Raw genomic sequence first — 17,596 nt, forward strand, 5'->3', positions numbered from 1 at the left:
CCTCACGTCCCCCGCGGCTTGGCGCGCAGCGTCGGGTCGGCGGCGGTCGGGTCCTCGGGCCAGGGGTGGCGCGGGTAGCGGCCGCGCATGTCCTTGCGCACATCGCCGTAGCCGCCGCGCCAGAACCCCGGCAGGTCGGTGGTCACCGCCACCGGCTTGCCGCCCGGCGACAGCAGCTGGATGCGCAGCGAACGGCTGCCGGCCATGGGGTGGGTGGTGACGCCGAACAGCTCTTGCAGCCGCGCCTCGATGGTCGGCGTCTCGGCGTCATAGTCGATGGGGATGCGCCGGCCCAGCGGCGTGGTAAAGGCAGCGGGCGCGGCGTGGTCCAGCAGGCGCTGGCCATCCCAGCCGATCAGCGCCTTCAGGGCCTCGGACAGGTCCAGCGCCCGCAGGTCGGCGGCGCTGCGCATCCGTCCCAGCCACGGCAGAAGCCAGCCGGGGTCGGCCAGCAGCGCGGCGTCAGAGACATCCGGCAGCCCCTCGACCAGCGCGATCCGCGCCCGCAGCCGCGCGGCCGGGCGGGTCCAGGGCAGGCCAAGGTCAACCAGCCCCTGCCACGCCGCCAGCGCCACCGCATCCGGGTCGGGGTCGTCCAGGGCGCGGTCCGACAGCACCAGCGCGCCGAAGACGTCTTGCCGGCGGGCGAGGATACGGCCCTCGCGCCGCGACCAGCTGACCGATTCGACGGTCTCGATCCGGTCGCCGTAAAGCGCGCGCAGATCGGTTTCCGCCAGTGCCACCCCGCCGCGCACCCGCGATTCGCGCGGGTCGCCGTCAAGGTCGGTCGCCACGATCAGCCGCTCGGCCCCCAGCGGGTCACCCTCGGCAAGCACTGCGCCCTTGCCGCCCGACAGCACGTAGCGCGGCGCCTCGCCCTTGCGGCGCAGGCCGATGCGGTCGGGATAGGCCAGCGCCGCCATCGCGCCCGCGGGCATCGGCGGGCGGTCGGGGACCAGCCGGCGCAGCCGTGCAGCCTCGGCCCGGATACGTTCCAGCACGCCGCGATCCAGCGGCCAGGGGTGGCGGTCGGCATAGGCGCGCGGGTCGCGCAAGGCCGCCAGCCGCAACGCCAGATCGGCGGGCGCACCGCGCAGCGGGTCACGCTCGGCCAGCAGCGCGGCCAGATCGGCGGCGCGACGGCCCGCACGCAGCAGCATATGCCCCAGCCGCGGATGCACCGGCAGCGCCACCAGCGCCCGCCCGTGGTCGGTGATCCGCCCGTCGCGCAACGCGCCCAGCCCGGTCAGCAGCGCCCGGGCCTCGGCCAGCGCGGCGGCGGGCGGCGGGGTCAGGAACGCCAGCCCGCTGTCGGAACCCCAGGCCGCCAGCTCCAGCGCCAAGGCGGCCAGATCGGCGGTGGCGATCTCGGGCGGGGCGAAGGCAGGCAAGGCACCCTCTTCGGCCTGCGCCCACATGCGATAGCAGATGCCCGGCGCCACCCGCCCGGCGCGGCCGCGGCGCTGTTCGGCCTCGGCCCGGCTGACCCGTTCAGTTACCAGCCGCGTCATGCCGGACCCCGGATCGAACCGCGCCCGCCGCGCCCGCCCGGCATCGACCACCACCGTCACCCCCGGAATGGTCAGCGAGGTTTCCGCAATCGCCGTCGCCAGCACGATCCGCCGCGATGTTGCAGGGGCCAGCGCCGCCCGCTGCGCCGCCAGCTCCATCGCGCCGTAAAGCGGCACCACCTCGGCCGGCACGTCCAGCATGGCGGCGACGCGGCGGATCTCGCCCTCGCCGGGCAGGAACGCGAGGATGCTGCCGCCAAGCGCGCGAGTCTCGGCCTCGGCCTGCGCGATCAGCCGCGCCGCCTCGGGGACCAGCCGCGCGCCTGCGGGCAGCGGGCGGGGCAGAAAGCGGGTTTCCACCGGAAACGCCCGCCCGTCGGATCGCACCATCGGCGCCCCGTCCAGCAGCGCGGCGACCGGCGCGGCATCCAGCGTCGCCGACATCACCAGCAGCGCCAGATCGGGGCGCAGCGCCGCGCGGGATTCCCAGACCAGCGCCAGCCCCAGATCGGCGTTCAGGCTGCGCTCGTGGAACTCGTCGAAGATCACGCAGCCGATGCCCGAGAGTTCAGGGTCGGACTGGATCATCCGGGTCAGGATGCCCTCGGTCACCACCTCGATGCGGCTGCCCGGCACCGATTCGCCGCGGATGCGATAGCCGACGCGCCCGCCCACGGCCTCGCCCAGGGTCGAGGCCATCCGCTCGGCCGCCGCCCGCGCCGCCAGCCGCCGCGGCTCCAGCATGACGATGCGGCCGGGGGTCATCTCCAGCAGCGCCAGTGGCACCCGCGTGGTCTTGCCCGCGCCCGGCGGCGCCACCAGCACCGCCCGCCCCTGCGCGGACAGCGCCGCCCGCAGCGCGGGGATCACCTCGTCAATGGGCAGTCTCTCGTCCATCCGCCTCTGGTGACGGAAATCGCCCGCGGCTGCAAACCTGCGAGCATCTTCTGTCAGGAAATATCCCCGGGACCCCGGGGCAGCGCCCCGGTCGCACCGTCGCAACCCGCCGCGGCATCTGGCCGTTACCTCCGCGACCGCCTATCTGAAACCCATTGTTTTTGACCGGAGCACCGCATGGCCCTGACCGATACCGCCGGCAATCTGATGCGCGGCCTCGGCCTGTCCGACCCGGTGATCCGGCTGGGGGTGACCGGGCTGTCGCGCGCGGGCAAGACCGTGTTTATCACCTCGCTGGTCGCCAATCTGCTGGACCGCGGCCGGATGCCGGGGCTGCGGGCGGCGGCGGATGGCTCGATCGCGGCGGCCTGGCTGCAGCCGCAGCCCGACGACACCGTGCCCCGTTTCGACTTCGAGCGCCACCTGGCCGCGCTGACCGGTCCCGACCCCCACTGGCCCGAGGGCACCCGCCATGTCAGCGAGCTGCGGCTGTCGTTGCGCCTGCAACCACGCGGCGTGCTGTCGGGGCTGAAGCGCACGCGGAACCTGCATCTGGACATCGTGGACTATCCCGGCGAATGGCTGCTGGACCTGCGGCTGATGGACCGCAGCTTTGCGCAATGGTCGGCCGAAGTGCTGGAACGGATGCAGGGCCGGGCCGGCGCCGACGCCTTCCTGGCTGAAATTGCCCGCATCGACCCGGCCGCGCGGTTCGACGAACCGGCCGCCCAGCAGCTGAACCGCGCCTATGTCGCCCATCTCGCCGCCGCCCGCGACGCCGGGTTTTCCGACACCACCCCCGGCCGCTTCCTGCTGCCCGGAGAGATGGAGGGCTCGCCCGCGCTGACCTTTGCCCCCTTGCCCGAGCTGCCCGATTCGCCCCTGTGGCGCGAGTTCCGCCGCCGGTTCGAGGCGTATAAGTCCCGCGTCGTGCGCCCGTTCTTCCGCGACCATTTCGCCCGCATCGACCGGCAGGTGGTGCTGGTCGACGTGCTGGGCGCCGTCCACGCCGGCCCCCGCGCGGTCGAGGACATGCGCCGCGCCATGGCCGACATCCTGTCCGCCTTTCGCCCCGGCCGGGCGGGCTGGATGGCGCAGATGCTGGGCACGCGGCGGGTGGAACGCATCCTGTTCGCGGCGACCAAGGCCGACCACCTGCACCACACCCAGCACCCGCGGCTGGCCGCGATCCTGACCGCGATGCTGCGCGAGGCCCGCGACCGCGCCGATTTCCAGGGCGCGCGGACCGAGGCGCTGGCCATCGCCGCCTTGCGCAGCACCACCGAGGAGATCCTCCACCAGGACGGCCAGGATTTCCCGGCGGTCCGCGGCACGCTGATGGACGGGCGGCAGGCCGCGCTCTACCCCGGGGAACTGCCCGACAACCCCGCCGAACTGCTGCGCCCGGCGGCCGAGGGCGCCAGCCACTGGCTGGACGCGGATTACGAGGTGATGAACTTCGCCCCCGCCCCCGACACGCTGCGCCCCGGCGCCGGGCCGCCGCATATCCGCATGGACCGCGCCGCCGAGTTCCTGATCGGCGACCGGCTGTAGAGGGGAGCAATTTCGCATGGAAATGATTTCCGCATCCGGCATCGACATGGCAGGACGGCGCGCCCATGGCTGAGCCCTCCGCCCCCCGCCGCGGCCCGCTGCTGGTCGAGTACACCCCCGGCGCTGCCCCGGCTGGGGCGCGCCACCACGCAGCCCCCGACGCCGACCGCGGCGGCGCCTCCAGCGCGAGCCCATCCGCACCAGACTCTGCGCGACCTCCGGCTCCACACGACAGCGATGCGCCCCCGTCCGGCTCGCCCAACTCCCCGGCCGGCGCAGCGCCCGCACCCTCCGCACAGCCCCCTCTTCTGTCCCCAAATATCCCCGCCGGAGGCTCCGGCCGTGCCACAGAAAACCCCGGCGCCGACCCTGCCCCGACCGCCCCGCACAGGGCCCGCAACGCCCGCGCGCCGCGTCTCAAGGACGCGCCGCCCGGCCCCTCCCCCGCCGATGCGCCCGCGATCGACGACGGGCCGCTGCCGCTGCCCGATCCAAGGGCGATGCAGGTGATGATGCGGATCGCGGGCAGCCGCCCCTCGGCGGTGACGCGGTTCTTCCTCAACAGCCTCGCCGCGCTGCTGACCTTCGTGCTGTCGATGGCGGCGCTGCGGTTCTTCGACGGGCTGATGGCGCGCTCGCCCATCCTGGGCTGGATCGGGGTGGGGCTGTTCGCCGCCTTCACCCTCGCCACGCTGATGGTGGCGGTGCGCGAATATGCTGCCTGGGCGCGGTTCGGCCGCATCGACGCCATCGCCCGCGACGCGGGCGCGGCGCTGGCCGCGGCCGATCTGGCACAGGCGAATGCGGTGGTGGACCGGCTCGACGCGCTCTATGCCCGCCGCCCGGAACTCTCCCGCGCCCGCGAAACCCTCGCCGCCCACCGCGCCGAGCCGGTCGATGCCGAGCTGGTGCTGGCCCAGGCCGAGGCCGCGCTGCTCGCCCCCCTCGACCAACAGGCGCGGCGCGAGATCGAGGCCGCCGCCCGCACCGTCGCCGCCGCCACCGCGCTGATTCCGCTGGCGCTGGTCGACATCCTCGCCGCGCTGGCCGCCAATCTGCGGATGATCCGGCGGATGGCGGAAATCTATGGTGGCCGCGCCGGGGCGGTGGGCGGCTGGCGGCTGGCCCGCACCGTCATCGCGCATCTGGTCGCGACCGGCGCGGTGGCCGCGGGCGACGACCTGATCCACACCGTCGCCGGCGGCGGCATCCTCGCCAAGGTCAGCCGCCGCTTTGGCGAGGGCGTGGTCAACGGGGCGCTGACCGCCCGCGTCGGCATCGCCGCGATGGAAGTCTGCCGCCCCCTGCCCTTCATCCGCCAGCCCCGCCCCCGGGTCGGCAATCTGATCGCGCGCGGGCTCAAGGGGCTGTTCGGGGACGACGATGCCACGACGAAGAAGTGATCGAGGGGACTTTCGCCCCCGCCGCGAAGGCACTAGCCTGTCACCATGAGATGGACCGTACCCAATATCCTGACCCTGCTGAGGCTGCTCGCAGCCCCGGGCGTGCCGCTGATGTTTTTGTACTTCAGTCGCCCCTTTGCCGATTTCGCGGCGCTGGCGCTGTTCGTGGTCGCCGCAATCACCGACTGGATCGACGGGCATCTGGCGCGTAGCTGGCAGCAGGAAAGCCGCTTTGGCGCCGCCATGGACCCGATCGCCGACAAGGCGATGGTGGTAATCGCGCTGGTTGTGATCACAGGCTATTCCGGCATGAATCCCTGGCTGATCCTGCCGGCCACGGTGATCCTGTTCCGCGAGGTCTTCGTCGCCGGGCTGCGCGAGTTCCTCGGCTCGGATTCCCGGCATCTTGCGGTCACCCGGCTTGCGAAATGGAAGACCACCGCCCAGATGATCGCCATCGCTACCATGTTCATGGGCACGGGGCTGGACTACTATGAAACCGGGCACCCGCCGCGGGTCGGCGAACGCAGCCTACCCTGGTCGACCGACTGGTCCGACCTCGCGACCCAGGCCGGGCTGCTGCTGATGTGGATCGCGGCGATCCTGACCGCGATCACCGGGTGGGATTATTTCCGCAAGGCCCTCCCCTGGCTGAAGGACGCGAAATGACGCTGGATATTCTTTACTTCGCATGGCTGCGCGAGCGGATCGGCGCCCCGCGCGAGCGGGTCGAGACCTCGGCCGAAACCGTCCGCGAGCTGGTGGCAGAGCTGATCGCCCGGGGCGAGCGCCACGCAGCCGCGCTGTCCGACCTGGGCGCGGTGCGGGTGGCGGTGGACCAGGTGCTGTCCGACCTCGACGCCCCGCTGGGGGGCGCGCGCGAGGTGGCGTTCTTCCCGCCGATGACGGGGGGCTGATGCGGATCCTCGTGCAGACAGAGCCCTTCGACGCCGCGGCGCTGACGCAGGGCTTTGGCGCCGGCGCCGGCGCGGTCGTCACCTTCACCGGGCTGGTGCGCGGCGACAACGGGCTCAAGGCGCTGGAAATCGAGCATTATCCGGGCATGACCGAGGCCTCGCTGACCCGCCACGCGCAGGCGGCGATCGAACGCTTCGGCCTCAGCGACGTGCTGATCGTGCATCGCCACGGCCGCATGGCGGTAGGCGAGCCGATCATGATGGTCGCCACCGCCGCCCGCCACCGGCGCGCCGCATTCGACGCGGCGGATTTCCTGATGGACTGGCTGAAATCCCGCGCCCCGTTCTGGAAGCAGGAAATCGGCCCCGACGGCCCGCGTGGCTGGGTTGCCGCCCAGGATGCGGACGAAGCCGCGCTGGACCGCTGGGCCGACGCCAGATGACCCGCCGGCCGGGACCTGCCCCCTAGAGCGCCCGCGCGCCCGATTGCCGCGTGCCCGGCGATGCCGGGCTCTTGCGTTGCAATCCGCGCCCGGGGCCATCATAAAACCAGCCGACCACCGAGAGGCGCGACGATGACCTATCTGGAGTTCGAACGGCCGCTGGCCGATCTCGAAGGCAAGGCCGAAGAGCTGCGTGCGCTGGCCCGCAAGGGCGAGGGCGTGGACCTGGAAAAAGAGGCCGCGGCCCTCGACCTCAAGGCCGAGGACATGCTGCGCAGCCTGTACCGCAACCTGGATCCCTGGCGCAAAACCCTGGTCGCGCGCCACCCCGACCGGCCGCATTGCATCGACTATATCAAGGCGCTGATCACCGAATGGACGCCGCTTGCCGGCGACCGCGCCTTTGGCGACGACCATGCGGTGATGGGCGGGCTGGGGCGGTTCCGCGATCAGGCGGTCGTGGTGATCGGGCATGAAAAGGGCAACGACACCCGCTCGCGCATCCACCGCAACTTCGGGATGGCGCGCCCCGAGGGCTATCGCAAGGCGATCCGGCTGATGGATCTGGCCGACCGTTTCGGCCTGCCGGTGATCACGCTGGTCGACACCCCCGGCGCCTATCCCGGCAAGGGCGCCGAGGAACGCGGGCAAAGCGAGGCAATCGCCCGCTCGACGGAAAAATGCCTGCAGATCGGGGTGCCGCTGGTCAGCATCATCATCGGCGAGGGCGGGTCCGGCGGCGCGGTCGCCTTTGCCACCGCCGACCGCGTGGGAATGCTCGAGCATTCGATCTATTCGGTGATCTCGCCCGAGGGCTGCGCCTCGATCCTGTGGAAGGACGCCGACAAGATGCGCGAGGCGGCCGAGGCGCTGAAGCTGACGGCGCAGGACCTGCGCAAGCTGGGCGTAGTCGATTCGGTGATCCCAGAGCCGATGGGCGGCGCGCAGCGCGACCCGGACGAGGCGATCAGGCAGGTCGGCGACGAGATCGCGCGGCTGCTGGGCGATCTGCGCAAGCTCAAGCGCCCCGAGCTGATCCGCAAGCGGCGGCAGAAATACCTCGAGATGGGGGCGCGCGGCCTGGCGGCCTGAGGCCGGCGCCATCATCCGCCCCCCTGATAGCCGCGGACCAGCGCCGCGGCGATCAGCCCCCAGCCGTCGACTGCCACGAAAAACGCCAGCTTGAAGGGCAGCGACACCACCACCGGCGGCACCATCATCATCCCCATCGACATCAGGATCGCCGACACCACCAGGTCGATGATCAGGAACGGCAGCGACACCAGAAACCCGATCGCAAAGGCACGCTCGATCTCGGTCAACATGAAGGACGGCACCAGCAGCGACAGCGGCGCCGTTTCGGGGTCAAGGCTGGCGGGCTGGCCTGCGGCGGGTCGCGGCGCGACCTCGGCCAGCGCCAGCATGGTGTCGGGGTCGATGCGCTCGGCCATGAAGCGGCGAAAGGGCTCGATCCCGCGCTCGAAAGCCACGTCCAGTGCGATTTCGCCGCGCTGCAGCGGCGCCCCGGCCAGCTGCCAGGCATCGCGCAGCACCGGGTCCATGACATACCAGCTGAGAAACATCGCCAGGCTGACGATCAGCATGTTCGGCGGCGACTGCTGAAGCCCGATCGACTGGCGCAGGATCGACAGCACCGTCACGATGAACGGAAAACAGGTCACCATGATCGCCAATCCCGGCGCCAGCGACAGCAGCGTCAGGCCGGCCAGCAGCAGCACGGCGTTCTGACCGATCCCGTTTGCGGCGCCGACGGCGAAATCGCCGAACTCCTGCGCCGCCGCGGGTGCAGCCGCCAACAGCAGCACCGCCAGCAGGGCCGGAACGCGCAGCCGGGCCCAAAGCCTCATGGCTCGACCGGGCCGAGGATCCGCACCCCCAGCCGGCCCTCGCCGCCGTGGTCGACCAGCTCGCCGCGCGCGACCACGCGGTCGCCGACGCAGATCTCGACCCCGTCCATCGCGTCCTGGTCCAGCGGCAGCACGTCGTCGGCCTGCAGCCGGGCGAGCTCGGCCACCGACAGCCTTGTGCGGCCGATGCGGATCGCGATCTCGACCTGGATCTGATGCGTGGGGATAAGCGTGTGTCCAAGGTCCATGTCAGTCCGTCTCCATCATGTCTTCGATCAGCCGGCGCAGCTGGGCGGCAAGCGCGGCCTCGTCCCACAGGATCTCGCCGCCGGTCATCTCGGCCTCGACGCTGCCTTCGGTGCCAGAGTCATCGACCTGCACGGCAGACAGTCCCAGCCGCGCCAGGTTCGCCGACAGGAGGGCCCCGGTGTCGGCGCCGCAGCGGATCCTGACGCCCAGCGGCGAGACCGTGCCGGCAAGCTCGGCAAGCTGCGCCAGCACCGCATCGCGCAGCCTGATCCGCGCCACCGCCGGCAGCAGCTGGTCGAACAGCGCATCCAGCAGTGGGGCGAGCGCCCGGATCTGCTCGGCCTGCGATTGCGCCTGCAGCGCCCGGCCGGTGTCGAGGCTGGCGGAAAGCTCGGCCAGCACATCGCACAGCCGGTCGGCGCGCTGCGATTCCGCGCGGCGCAGCCCCTCGGCCACGCCCTCGGCAAAGGCCGCATCCAGTTCGGCCTGACGAAAGACCGGGGGCACCAATGCGTCGCGGTCGAATCGTTCGAGTTGCAGGACCGCGCCCATCACGCTTCCTCCTTCTGCCGGATCCAGCCCGAGAGGATGCGGACGCTTTCCTCTTGCCGCTCGCGCATCAGTTCACGCAGCCGCGCCACCGCATCGGCCTGGGCCACGGGGGGCGGCAGCTCGAACTCGGCCGGGGTGATGGGGACGCTGGGGGCCGGCAGCCGGGCCGCGCCGTCGCCCGGCTCCGCAGTTGCGGCGGGCAGCGCCGGCGCCAGCACCGCGCGCGGGGCGGGGCCCGAATCATCCAGCGCAACCAGCGGCGCCCGCGCGCGCAGCACTGGGCGCAGCACCACCAGTGCGACCGCCAGCGCGAACAGCCCGATCAGCGCCAGCCGGGCCAGATCGTTCAGCGCCAGGCTGGCCAGGATGCCGCGCGGTTCGGCCAGGGTGCCGTCGCTGCCGATCGCCGAGAACGGCAGCGACTTGACGGTGATCACATCCCCCCTCGCCTCGTCGAACCCCACCGCCGAGGCCACCAGCTCGCGCAGCGCCTCCAGCTCGGTCTCGCTGCGCGGGACGATGCCTGCAGTGCCGTCGGCGGCCTTCTGCTCGGTGCCGTTCACCAGCACCGCCACCGTCAGCCGCCGTGTCGCGCCGGGCTGGCGCAGCACCTCGCGGGTGACGCGGCTGACCTCGAAGTTCTGGCGCTGCCGGGTTTCCGAGCTGCTGGTCTTGCTTTGCTCGCCGCCGGCGCCCGTCCCCTCGGGCAGGTTCGAGGACGCGGTCACCGCCCCCTGCTCGGCGTTCGAGGACTGGTCGCTGGTCTCCTCGCTTTCCTGCGAGACCAGCGCGCGCGCATTCGGGTCGAAGGTCTGCTCGGACAGCTGCTCGGTCTCGGTGACCAGCTCCAGGTTCAGCTCGACGATGGCATTGCCGGGGCCGACGTGAGGCTCGAGAATCCGCTCGACATTGCGCTTCATCTCGCTGGCGCGGTCGGCGGCCACGGTTTCCTCGCCGGTCGAGACGATGCCGCGGGCGCTGTCGATGACCTTGACCCGCTCGGGGTCGAGGCCGGGCACCCCCGAGGACACCAGGAATTGCAGCGACCGCGCCTGCCGCGCATCCAGCGTGCCCGCGCCCATGGTCACGGTGACCGAGGCCGCGCCACCCGCCTGGCTGCGATAGCCGCGCACCGCGGGGGGCGCGATATGCACCCGCGCCGCCTTGACGTTGGGCACGGTCAGGATAGTGCGCGCCAGCTCGCCCTCCTTGGCGCGCCAATAGGCCGCGTCGAACATCTGCGAGGTGGTGCCGAAACCGGACATCCCATCCAGAATCTCGTAGCCCGCGCCCCCAGCCGAGGGCAGCCCCATCCCCGCCAGCGTCATCCGCATCCGGTCGCGCTGCCCCGCGTCGACCCAGATCGAATCGCCGCGGATCTCGGATTTCACCCCGGTACGGTCCAGTTCGGCCATCACCTCGCCCGCGCGCGCCGAATCGAGCCCGCCGTAAAGCAGCGCCATCGGCGTGCGGTTGGCCAGCCAGGCAAACCCCGACACCGCCAGAAAGGTGATCAGGAACGCAGCGACGATCAGCTGTTTCTGGCTGCCGCTGCGCTCATTCCAGTATTCGGCCAGCTTCTGCATTCCCCGGCGCCCTTTCGAATCGTTTCTCGCTTCGACGGGATGGTGATTGCACGGCGCCGATTAAGAATCGGTTAGTGGGAAGCTGTTATCCGTTCCTCACAGGACGGAGAATCAGATGACCGACATCAGCGAACCGATCGAAGACTCGCCGCCGCGGCCGCTGGGCAGGCGGCTGCTGCCGATACTGCTGCCGGTGCTGGCACTCGCGGCAGGATTCGGCGTCACTTATACGGGGCTGCTGTCGCCCTTGTCCCTGCTGGCCCCCGCGGCGCCGGCGCCGCAGGCCGCGCCGGTCGCGGTGTTCCTGGACGTGCCGCGAATCATCCTGACCATCCCGGGCGAGCGCACGCAGACCCTGGCGCTGGCGGTAGTGGTCGAGATCGACCCCGCCGCAGCCGACACCGCCCGGCTGCTGATGCCGCGAATTGCCGACAGTTTTAACGGCTTTCTTTCGCAGGTCGATCCGGTGGCGTTCAGTCGCCGCGGCATCCTGGAAATCATCCGCGAGGAGCTGGCCACGCGGACCCGCTTCATCCTGGGCGAGGCCGCCGTCCGCGACCTGCTGATCACCGAGTTCCGAATCCAATGACCATGACGCTTTTCATTCAGGCCGCGCTGGTGGTCGCCGGGCTGTCGGTCGCGGGCTTCTGCCATCTTCTCGCGCGCAGGCTGCGCAAGCTCAACGATCTCGAGACCGGGCTGGGCGGGGCCATCGCGGTGATGGCGGCCGAGATTTCCCGGCTGGAAACCGCGCTGGCCGCCGCGCAGGCGGGGGCCACCCACGCCTCGGACGGGCTCGCGCGCGAGATCGAGAAGGCGAAATCCGAACGCGCCTATTGGGCGCTGCAACAGCAATTCATGCCGCCGGCCGCCCAGTCGCGCAGACTGCGCCGCCGCCGCGCAACGGAGGTGGCGGATGCCTAGCCGGCTGTTCTGGACCTGTCTCACCCTGCTGGCCGTCGGCATGACCGCGGCGGCCGGCGGCTGGCTTGCACGCGCGCCGATGGCGCAGGCCGCGCCCGGCGCGCTACTGGGCGGCTGCACCGACGTCCCCGAGGCCGTGGCGCTGGCAGAAACGCTGCGGCTGCGCGGCATTGCCGTGGACCGGGTGCTGGCCGATCTCGACCGCCGCAAGGACGATCTGGCCGCCGCCGAGGAGCAACTGCTGCGCCGGCTGGCGGCGCTGAAACAGGCCAAGGCGTCGATGGGCGATGCCCGTGCGGCCCGCGACAGCGGCACCGTCGCCGGGATCGAGCGGCTGATCGCCGTCTATGACGCGATGAAACCCGCCGATGCCGCGCTGATCCTGGCCGCGCTGCCCCCCGATTTCGCCGCCGAGATCCTGGCCCGGGTCCAGCCCGACGCCGGCGCCCGCATCATCGCGCGGATCGAGCCGGCCCATGCCGCGGTGCTGACCGCGCATATGGGCTCTCGCCGCCTGGGCGGGAACTGAGCCATGGCCGGATTTGTCGGAATCGCGCTGACCTTCGCCATGGTCTTCGGCGGCTATATCCTCGCCGGCGGCAAGATGGCGGTGATCACCCACGCGCTGCCCTTCGAGATGATGATCATCGGCGGCGCCGCGGTCGGGTCCTACCTGCTGTCGAACAGCGGCGGGGTGCTGAAACACACGATCCCGGGGATCATCCGCGCCTTCAAGGGCCCCCGCTGGACGGAAGCGGACAACACGCAGATGCTCTGCCTGCTGTTCCGGCTGCTGAGGATTGCCCGCGCCAACCCCATCGAGCTCGAGGAGCATATCGAGGCCCCGGCCGATTCGGCGATCTTCCAGGCCTATCCTTCGATCCTGGCCGACGAGAACGCGGTGACGCTGATCACCGACACGCTGCGCTCGGCCAGTCTCAACTACGACGACCCCTATCAGGTCGAGGACATGCTGAGCCGCCGCCTGAATCTGATGAAGGAAGAGGCGATGCACGTCCCCCATGCGCTGCAGCATATGGCGGATGCGCTGCCCGCGCTGGGAATCGTCGCGGCGGTGCTGGGGGTGATCAAGACCATGGGCTCGATCGACCAGCCGCCCGAGATCCTCGGCGGCATGATCGGCGGTGCGCTGGTGGGCACCTTCCTGGGGGTATTCCTGGCCTATGGGCTGGTGGCGCCGCTGTCGCAGCGGCTGGCAGCGGTGATGAAGCAGGACCTCGCCTTCTACGAGGTCATCAAGTCGGTGCTGATCGCGGGGCTGCACCAGCACGCCACCACGCTGTGCGTCGAGGTCGGCCGGCAGGCGGCGCCGGAACATCTGCGGCCCAGCTTCCTCGAGGTCGAGGATGCGCTGCGCGAACTGAAAAAGGTGGCATGATGCTTCAGGCGCTGGTCCTTGCGGTTGCGCAGGCGCTGAGCCCCGCCACCGCCGATTTCATCGAGGATGCGACCGCACGGCTGCTTGCCGGGGAAGAGCTTGCCGCGGACTTCCCGGTCCGGCTGCAGGCGCTGCCGCCCGACCAGCGGCTGCTGGCGATCGTGCATCTGCGCCGCGCGGGCTATCTCTCCGACGTGGTGATGCCGCTCGACTGGATCCTGTCGCCCGCCAGCCCTGCCGAGGTCGCCGAATGACCGCCGTCGCTCCGGTCAGCCGCATCCCCGCCTCGGCCCGGCCGCTGGCCATCACCGGCGGGCTGGTGATGGTGGTGATGTCGATGGTGATCCCGATTCCCGCGGGGCTGCTCGACGTGGGATTTGCCCTGTCCATCGCCACCTCCACGCTGATCCTGGTCATGGCCAGCGTGGTGAACCGGCCGACCGATTTCCTGGCGTTTCCGGTGATGCTGCTGATTTCGCTGCTGATCCGGCTGTCGCTCAACGTCTCTTCCACGCGGCTGATCCTGACCGAGGGCCACACCGGCCCCAATGCGGCCGGAGAGGTGATCCTGGGCTTCTCGCGCTTCGTCGCCGGCGGCTCGCTGATGGTCGGGATCACCGTGTTCGCGGTGATCTCGATCGTGAACTTCATGGTCATCACCAAGGGTTCGGGCCGGATGGCAGAGGTCTCGGCTCGGTTCGCGCTCGATTCGCTGCCCGGCAAGCAGCTGGCCATCGACGGCGACCTCAACTCGGGCGCGATCACCCATGAGGAGGCCAAGCGCCGCCGCGCCCAGGACCAGCGCGAGATCAGCTTCTACGGCTCGCTGGACGGCGCCTCGAAGTTCGTCAAGGGCGACGCTGTCGCCGGGCTGCTGATCACCGCGGTGAATTTCTTCGTCGGGCTGGGCGTCGGGCTGTTGTCGCACGGGATGCCGATGGCCGAGGCGCTGTCCACATACTCCAAGCTGACCATCGGCGACGGGCTGGTCACGCAGGTGCCGGCGCTGATCACCTCGATGGCGGCGGCGCTGCTGCTGTCGCGGGGCGGGGCGACGGAATCGACCGCCGACATGCTGTCGGGGCAGCTGGCCCAGGGCTGGCATGCGCCGGCGCTGGCCGCGGCGGCGATGGCGGTACTGAGCCTGGTGCCCGGGATGCCGACGCTGGTGTTTCTGGCGATCGCGGCGATTGCCGGGCTGTTTGCGTGGCGCAACGCCACCAGGCTGGCCAGCGCGGTGCCCGAGGGCGTCGCCGAGCCTGCCGTCCCTGCCGCAGACCCCCGCCCCCGCATCGGCGACGTAATCGACACCGACGAGATCAGCGTCGAGATCGGCACCGAGCTGATCGCCGCGGCGCTCGATCCGGCACGCGGGCTGGGCAGCCGCATCAACAACCTGCGCATCCATATCGCCCGCAGCTACGGGGTGATCCTGCCCGAGGTGCGGATCACCGACGGGCCCGGGCTGGCAGGGGGCGAATATGTCATCCGCATCCACGGCGTGATCCGTGCCCGCGGCCTGCTGGTGCCCCACCAGATCCTGGCGCTGGGCAGCGAAGAAACGCTCGCCCCGATCCCCGGCAAGCGCACCCGCGAACCCGTCTACGACAGCCCCGCCCGCTGGATCGACGCCGCGCGCCAGGACGAGGCCGCAATTGCCGGCGCCAGCGTGGTCACCCCGATGGAGGTGCTGTCCACCCATCTGATGGAAACGGTCAAGGCGCAGATGCCGGCGCTGCTGACGCTGGGCTCGATGCAGCGGCTGATGCAGGAGCTGCGCTCGCTCAGCGACGACAGCCGCGCGCAGTCCTATCAGCGCGTCTTCGACAGCCTGATCCCCGACAAGGTCACGCCCGAGCAGCTGCTGTCGGTGCTGCGGCTCCTGCTCGAGGACCGGGTCTCGATCCGCAACCTGCCGCTGATCGTCGAGGCGATCCACGAAAGCCGCGCCACCGACCCCGGCACGGCGGCCGAGTTCGTCCGCCGCCGCCTGCGCGGGCAGATCACCGAGCAGCTCTCGGACCCGGACGGGCGGCTGGACGTGATGCAGCTGCATCCCGGGTGGGAGGCCGAGTTCCACCGCGCCGAATCCGAGCCCGGCCGTGCACAAGGGGCCCTGCCGCCGCCGCTGATGCAGAAGCTGGCCGAAAGCCTGCGGCTGGCGGCGGGTGCGCTTTCGCCGGGGGCAATGCCGGCGCTGGTGGTGCCCGACCACCGCCGCCGGCTGGTGCGGGCGGTGATGGCCGGCACCGGGCTGGGCTGGCCGGTGCTGGGCATCGACGAGGTCGATCCGCAGGCGCGGATCCGGCTGGTCGGGACCGTCGAGCCATGACGGACATTCCCCTGCCGGCTGGGCTTCTGGACTGGCTTGCCCCGCTGCTGCTGATCTACGCCCGCATCCAGGCCTGCCTGATGACCATGCCGGCCATCGGCGAACGGGTGCTGCCGGTCCGGGTCCGCGTCGCGGCCGCCGTGGCGCTGGTGCCGCTTTACGCGGCGGCGGCCCCGGCCCTGTCCTCGCCCGCGCCTCTGGCCCTGGCGGCGCTGATGGGGGTCGAGATCCTGTCGGGCCTGGTGCTGGGGCTGCTGGTCCGGGTGGTGGCCATGGCGCTTGACGTCGCCACCACCGCGATCGCGCAAAGCGCCTCGCTGTCGGCGATGCTGGGGGTGTCGGACGAGATGGCGCCGCATCCGATCGGCAACCTGCTGCACATGGCCGGGATGGCGCTGCTGATGGCGCTGGGCCTGCCGCTGTTCATCTGCCAGGTGCTGACCGACAGCTTCGCGCTCAAGCCCGCCGGGCTGTGGCCGGATATCGCGGTGATCTGGCCCGAGTTCTGGCAGCTGGTGATCCATAGCTTCACCCTGTCGATGCTGATCGCGGCGCCCTTCATCCTGGGCGGGCTGCTGTTCCAGATGCTGTCGGGGGTGGTGGCGCGGGTGATGCCGGCAATGCCCATCGTCTTTGTCGCCGCCCCCGCCGCGATCCTGCTGGCGCTGGCGGCGCTGGCGCTGCTGGTCCCCGGGCTGCTGGGCATCTGGGCGCGCGACGTGCTGTCGCTGCAACCGGCGGTGCTGCGATGACCGAGCCCGACAAGGACGACCGCCAGCACGAGCCGACCGAGCAGAAGCTGCGCAAGGCCCGCGACCAGGGCGACATCCCCCGCTCGACCGAGCTGACGGCGGCATTGTCGTGGCTGGGCTTCCTGCTGGCCTTCATGGGCGGCTCGGCGCTGCTCCTGCCGGCCTGGCTGGGACTGGCGCAGCGGCTGATGGGCGGCGAACGCCTGCCAGAAGGCGGCGCGCCGCTGGTCTGGTCGCTGGGGCTGTTGTCCTCGGGCTCGGTGGTGGGGGTGGCGCTGGCTGCGGCCGCGGTGGTGCTGGCGGGGCTGGTGGCGCAGCGCGGGCTGGTGTTCACGCCCTCGAAACTGGCGCCGGACCTCAAGCGGATCAACCCGGTCAAGAACTTCGGGCAGAAATTCGGCAAGTCCGGGCTGGTCGCCTTTGCGATCTCAGTCGCCAAGCTGGCGGGGGTCGGTGCCGGAGGGGTGATGCTGTTCACCAGCCTGGGCCGGACCATCGCGCAATCGTCCAGCATGGGCAGCGCCGCCTGGATCACCGCGATCCCGCTGCTGATCCGGCAGGTGCTGGTGCTGGCGCTGGCCGTCGCCGTGGTATTTGCGGCCGTGGACCTGCTGTGGAAGCATTACGATTTCCGCCGCCGCAACCGCATGACCCGGAAGGAGGTCGAGGACGAGCACAAGGACTCCGAGGGCGATCCCCACATGAAGGCGGCGCGGCGGCAAAAGGCGGTGGATCTCGCGCTCGGCTCGATGCTGGCCGATGTCGAGCGGGCCGACGTGGTGATCGTCAACCCGACGCATTACGCGGTGGCGCTGGAATGGAAGCGCGGCAGCGGCCGGGCGCCGGTCTGCCTGGCCAAGGGCGTGGACGAGATCGCCGCCCGCATCCGCGAGCGGGCGCGCGACCATCGGGTGCCGATCTGGTCCGACCCGCCCTGCGCCCGGGCGCTGCACGCCACCACCCGCCTCGGCGAGGAAATCCCGCACGAGCAATTCGGCCCGGTCGCCGCCGCGATCCGCTTTGCCGAGGTCATGCGCGCCAAGGTCCGCCGCGGCTACGAGGGCGGACTGGAGGGGGCGGCGAGATGAGGCGGTTCTGGCGCGGGAGGTTGATTGGACCAACGCCGCCGTCGGGGCGGCTGGCTTGTGCGCGCCTGGACTGGGTGCCGCTCCGGCAACATATGGCCTCGCTCTACCGGCACCGGTGGCC

At 71.2% G+C, this 17,596-nt stretch carries 19 protein-coding genes; 14 read left to right on the forward strand and 5 right to left on the reverse strand.

The genetic code is table 11. The features are described 5' to 3' along the window. Window positions 1-2: 2 nt before the first annotated feature. Entirely contained in the window at window positions 3-2,408 is a 2,406-nt protein-coding gene (hrpB, locus tag BUB57_RS11055; protein ID WP_073066932.1) for an ATP-dependent helicase HrpB, read from the reverse strand. A gap of 177 nt (window positions 2,409-2,585) precedes the next feature. On the opposite strand from hrpB, the gene BUB57_RS11060 reads away from it, so the two are divergent. From BUB57_RS11060 to BUB57_RS11085, 6 genes are all read left to right on the forward strand, one after another. Next, window positions 2,586-3,962 carry a YcjX family GTP-binding protein gene (locus BUB57_RS11060; protein ID WP_073066935.1) on the forward strand — a complete coding sequence of 459 codons (1,377 nt, stop codon included), beginning with the start codon at window positions 2,586-2,588 and terminating at the stop codon, window positions 3,960-3,962. A gap of 509 nt (window positions 3,963-4,471) precedes the next feature. Next, a complete protein-coding gene (locus BUB57_RS11065) occupies window positions 4,472-5,365 on the forward strand; it encodes a YcjF family protein (protein WP_234952051.1) in 894 nt (297 codons plus the stop codon). A gap of 45 nt (window positions 5,366-5,410) precedes the next feature. Next, window positions 5,411-6,034: a CDP-diacylglycerol--glycerol-3-phosphate 3-phosphatidyltransferase gene (gene pgsA, locus BUB57_RS11070; protein WP_073066939.1), complete on the forward strand. Its 624-nt coding sequence runs from the start codon at window positions 5,411-5,413 to the stop codon at window positions 6,032-6,034. Window positions 6,035-6,036: 2 nt separating this feature from the next. Continuing rightward, entirely contained in the window at window positions 6,037-6,282 is a 246-nt protein-coding gene (moaD, locus tag BUB57_RS11075; RefSeq protein ID WP_073067258.1) for a molybdopterin converting factor subunit 1, read from the forward strand. After that, on the forward strand, window positions 6,282-6,725 hold the full coding sequence (locus tag BUB57_RS11080) for a molybdenum cofactor biosynthesis protein MoaE (RefSeq protein WP_073066943.1): 444 nt from the start codon (window positions 6,282-6,284) through the stop codon (window positions 6,723-6,725). The genes moaD and BUB57_RS11080 overlap by 1 nt, the downstream gene beginning before the upstream one ends. Before the next feature lie 132 nt (window positions 6,726-6,857). Further along, window positions 6,858-7,817 carry an acetyl-CoA carboxylase carboxyltransferase subunit alpha gene (locus tag BUB57_RS11085; RefSeq protein ID WP_073066946.1) on the forward strand — a complete coding sequence of 320 codons (960 nt, stop codon included), beginning with the start codon at window positions 6,858-6,860 and terminating at the stop codon, window positions 7,815-7,817. A gap of 11 nt (window positions 7,818-7,828) precedes the next feature. Here BUB57_RS11085 and fliP read toward each other — a convergent pair whose 3' ends face one another. The 4 genes from fliP to fliF are packed head-to-tail and all read right to left on the reverse strand — an operon-like array spanning window position 7,829 to window position 10,980. Next, window positions 7,829-8,593, reverse strand: coding sequence for a flagellar type III secretion system pore protein FliP (gene fliP, locus BUB57_RS11090; protein ID WP_143159707.1), 765 nt, complete (start codon window positions 8,591-8,593; stop codon window positions 7,829-7,831). Next, complete coding sequence (locus tag BUB57_RS11095) at window positions 8,590-8,841, reverse strand: FliM/FliN family flagellar motor C-terminal domain-containing protein (protein ID WP_073066950.1); 252 nt, start codon at window positions 8,839-8,841, stop codon at window positions 8,590-8,592. Before BUB57_RS11095 ends, fliP begins: the two co-directional genes overlap by 4 nt. A gap of 1 nt (window position 8,842) precedes the next feature. Further along, window positions 8,843-9,397 (reverse strand): hypothetical protein, encoded by a 555-nt coding sequence (locus BUB57_RS11100; RefSeq protein ID WP_143159708.1) that lies wholly within the window; start codon window positions 9,395-9,397, stop codon window positions 8,843-8,845. Beyond that, window positions 9,394-10,980, reverse strand: a complete 1,587-nt coding sequence (gene fliF / locus BUB57_RS11105; RefSeq protein WP_073066957.1) for a flagellar basal-body MS-ring/collar protein FliF — start codon at window positions 10,978-10,980, stop codon at window positions 9,394-9,396. The genes BUB57_RS11100 and fliF overlap by 4 nt, the downstream gene beginning before the upstream one ends. 115 nt (window positions 10,981-11,095) lie before the next feature. On the opposite strand from fliF, the gene BUB57_RS11110 reads away from it, so the two are divergent. Genes BUB57_RS11110 through flhB form a run of 8 tightly spaced genes read left to right on the forward strand, consistent with a single transcriptional unit; the run spans window position 11,096 to window position 17,475 of the window. Beyond that, on the forward strand, window positions 11,096-11,569 hold the full coding sequence (locus BUB57_RS11110) for a flagellar basal body-associated FliL family protein (protein WP_073066960.1): 474 nt from the start codon (window positions 11,096-11,098) through the stop codon (window positions 11,567-11,569). A gap of 2 nt (window positions 11,570-11,571) precedes the next feature. After that, window positions 11,572-11,904, forward strand: a complete 333-nt coding sequence (locus BUB57_RS11115) for a hypothetical protein (RefSeq protein WP_234952052.1) — start codon at window positions 11,572-11,574, stop codon at window positions 11,902-11,904. Further along, on the forward strand, window positions 11,897-12,433 hold the full coding sequence (locus BUB57_RS11120; RefSeq protein WP_143159709.1) for a MotE family protein: 537 nt from the start codon (window positions 11,897-11,899) through the stop codon (window positions 12,431-12,433). The genes BUB57_RS11115 and BUB57_RS11120 overlap by 8 nt, the downstream gene beginning before the upstream one ends. A gap of 3 nt (window positions 12,434-12,436) precedes the next feature. Continuing rightward, window positions 12,437-13,303: a flagellar motor stator protein MotA gene (motA, locus tag BUB57_RS11125; protein WP_073066970.1), complete on the forward strand. Its 867-nt coding sequence runs from the start codon at window positions 12,437-12,439 to the stop codon at window positions 13,301-13,303. Next, on the forward strand, window positions 13,300-13,557 hold the full coding sequence (locus tag BUB57_RS11130) for a hypothetical protein (RefSeq protein ID WP_073066989.1): 258 nt from the start codon (window positions 13,300-13,302) through the stop codon (window positions 13,555-13,557). The genes motA and BUB57_RS11130 overlap by 4 nt, the downstream gene beginning before the upstream one ends. Beyond that, window positions 13,554-15,635 (forward strand): flagellar biosynthesis protein FlhA, encoded by a 2,082-nt coding sequence (locus tag BUB57_RS11135; protein ID WP_073066991.1) that lies wholly within the window; start codon window positions 13,554-13,556, stop codon window positions 15,633-15,635. The genes BUB57_RS11130 and BUB57_RS11135 overlap by 4 nt, the downstream gene beginning before the upstream one ends. Next, complete coding sequence (locus BUB57_RS11140; protein ID WP_073066994.1) at window positions 15,632-16,387, forward strand: flagellar biosynthetic protein FliR; 756 nt, start codon at window positions 15,632-15,634, stop codon at window positions 16,385-16,387. The genes BUB57_RS11135 and BUB57_RS11140 overlap by 4 nt, the downstream gene beginning before the upstream one ends. Continuing rightward, window positions 16,384-17,475 (forward strand): flagellar type III secretion system protein FlhB, encoded by a 1,092-nt coding sequence (gene flhB, locus BUB57_RS11145; protein WP_073066997.1) that lies wholly within the window; start codon window positions 16,384-16,386, stop codon window positions 17,473-17,475. Before BUB57_RS11140 ends, flhB begins: the two co-directional genes overlap by 4 nt. Window positions 17,476-17,596: the final 121 nt, after the last annotated feature.

The organism is Paracoccus solventivorans (genome assembly GCF_900142875.1).
Classification (GTDB): Bacteria; Pseudomonadota; Alphaproteobacteria; order Rhodobacterales; family Rhodobacteraceae; genus Paracoccus; species Paracoccus solventivorans.